2 protein-coding genes are annotated in these 2424 nt (G+C 45.3%); both read right to left on the bottom strand.

The genetic code is table 11. From position 1 onward, the window contains the following. On the bottom strand, window positions 1-207 hold a 207-nt coding region (locus K2Q26_15925), incomplete at its 3' end, for a hypothetical protein (protein MBY0317008.1). A 656-nt stretch (window positions 208-863) separates the two neighbouring features. Then, window positions 864-2006 (bottom strand): tyrosine-type recombinase/integrase, encoded by a 1143-nt coding sequence (locus K2Q26_15930; protein MBY0317009.1) that lies wholly within the window; start codon window positions 2004-2006, stop codon window positions 864-866. Window positions 2007-2424: the final 418 nt, after the last annotated feature.

Raw genomic sequence — 2424 nt, forward strand, 5'->3', positions numbered from 1 at the left:
TATCCGCCCCGTAAGACGACTCCCCTCGCCGAACAGACGAGAAACTTCCATCAACTGTCTAGTGACCCCAGCGAGAGCGGAAATCACGATGACAGGGGGAAGTGTTTCCTCTGCCTGCGAATCCATTTGTCGCTTGACGAAGCCGACAAGGCGGGATACAGCCGAGGCGTCTGCCACGGATGTACCACCGAATTTCATGACTACCATGGCTGCCTCCAAATACGAGTAAAAGTGGTTGGGAAAGGGGGTCCAACCTCATACTATACATTTTTTATAAAAAAGTTAAGCGCTACCTATTTTATGGTTTTTCCAGTCTTTATGACATGGTCAATGAGGGTGTAGGTATACCCCAGTTCATTATCGTACCAGCAGGCCGATTCTTTGCTTTGTGGACCTTTCATGGTCTTAGTATATCAAAATTTAGGAGGAAAAACCCCCCGCTCGCTCACCTGCTGAAATTCCGAGAAATTCTCAGAAGCTCGGCAGGCGGGCGAGGTGTTTAATTTTTTGCTGTCAAAGGACTTACACAGCAATTTTACTCGAACTCCTGACACATAGCAAGCAACAAAAAGGACCCTGTTAACAAGTTTTTAAAGAAGGATATTTAGCTTTGACAACCCCTGAAGCTCGGGCTTTTTTGTCCCCTTTTTTGGCCTTTTCTCGCATATAAATCTCATGAATCGTTGACCTTGTAAGAGGCTTTCCGGTCCGGTTATTCGTATAGCGATTTGCGAGACTCGCAAAGGAATACAGGACCGGATCAAAGTCATGCAACATGACGATCTCATCGTTTCTTTCTTGATTGGGCTTATTTGCCATAGTTCTGTAATAATATTCGATTTTTAGAAAACGAAAAGGAGGAATTAGAATTTTGCGTACTTTCCACCACCCTGTGTGCGATGGACAGTTGTGCGCTTTGGCATATTTGTGTAGTCGGGATGTGCAGGGACATTTCCATTCTGCATAAATTCGACAAACGCCCCCAGAAGTTCTTGGGCATTATCCATATCCTTCATGTGTGCAAGACTCTTAAGGTTTTTATTGAGTCGCTCCTTGTCATGTTTGGGATTGGTAGGGATGGCCTTTTGCTGGAAGAGGTTCCATCGCTCTTTAAGATCGTTACCCCACATCATTGTGTAAAACTGCGAGCTCTCAAGATTTGAGTGACCGAGAATGTTTGTGACATCGGCACTTGCCCCACCTTCTTTGATGATTTTTCGGCCACCATAATGACGCGCAGAGTGTGCGTTGAATATCGATGGTAGGCCGGCATGATTTGAGGCAACTCGAAATGCCTCGCATACACCGCGACCAGACATTCTTCTACCGCGCACATCGTACTTGCCGCACTTTCGAATCGAGGTAAAGACGGCATTGGTATCCTCGTAGACCATATCTTTCTGGATCTCTGCTTTCTTTTTCAGCCACGCCTTGATGTACTTACCAGTTTGTGCGGTCCAGAATATTTCTCGGATGGGACGGCGACCTCTCGACTTCTCAGTCTTTATGATGGCGCTACCTGAATGGTCTTTGTTGAATTGAAGGTCGTCTACATCCAATGAAATGATTTCGCCTGCTCGAGCCCATGAATCCCAGATGATGTGTATGAGCGCGCGATTGCGGATGTGTACAGGATCGTCGTCGTTCGGTATCGACTTCACCAGCTTCTTGAAGTCATCCTCGTTAGCAACTCGAGGGATATTAAATTCTTTTTTCGGCAATGGAATCAGTGACTCGTTTATGCATCTGTACCCACGCAGATTGTAGTATTCAAAAAACTTACGCAGCGCAAGTGCCACGATATTAATTCCGTTTCGCTTCCACCCCATACGCTCCATTTCTTTTAAATAATGGAGGATGTGTTGGATCTGGATTTGCTCGATTTCTGGATCGCCCATGACGAGACAGAAAATTCGAAGGGCGCTATCGTAGCGGACCACAGTGTGGCCCGTTACTTTAAACCCTCTCCAATTCTTAAATTCTTCTATTGCTTGGCTTAATTTCATATCGGCCAACCGAAAAGTCCACCCGATGCTAGTCAAAGTGGACTTTTGGTGACCGCAGCCTTTTAATAAAATTAATCGGCTTCGCTCATTCCCAAGCTTGGGATACGAATCTCTTTCGAGCTCGCACTATCATTTTACTCTATCCCTTCGGGACATAGCAAGCTGATGCTTGGTTCAAAGTCCATTGCTAGCATCTAGCCGTTAGGCCAGATCCCTTTCGGGACAACGGATCGCTTTATTCGATTGTCACTATAATCTATTATAGTGGCTAGCCATTGTCAACGAGGACTTTGTATGGTTTAAGTAGAACGCAACTAAAACATCTAAAAAGTCAATTAAAATAAGGGTTTTTTGAGCATAAAAGAGAAAAGTCGCACCGCCTTTTGAGCGATGCGACTGTGTTTTCATGAAGAAGGAC

It is taken from the genome of Bdellovibrionales bacterium (assembly GCA_019750295.1).
GTDB lineage: Bacteria > Bdellovibrionota > Bdellovibrionia > Bdellovibrionales > JAGQZY01 > JAIEOS01.

Coding starts and splice junctions, on each gene's coding strand:
- K2Q26_15930 (MBY0317009.1), bottom strand. CDS start 2,006: ATGAAATTAAGCCAAGCAATAGAAGAATTTAAGAATTGGAGAGGGTTT.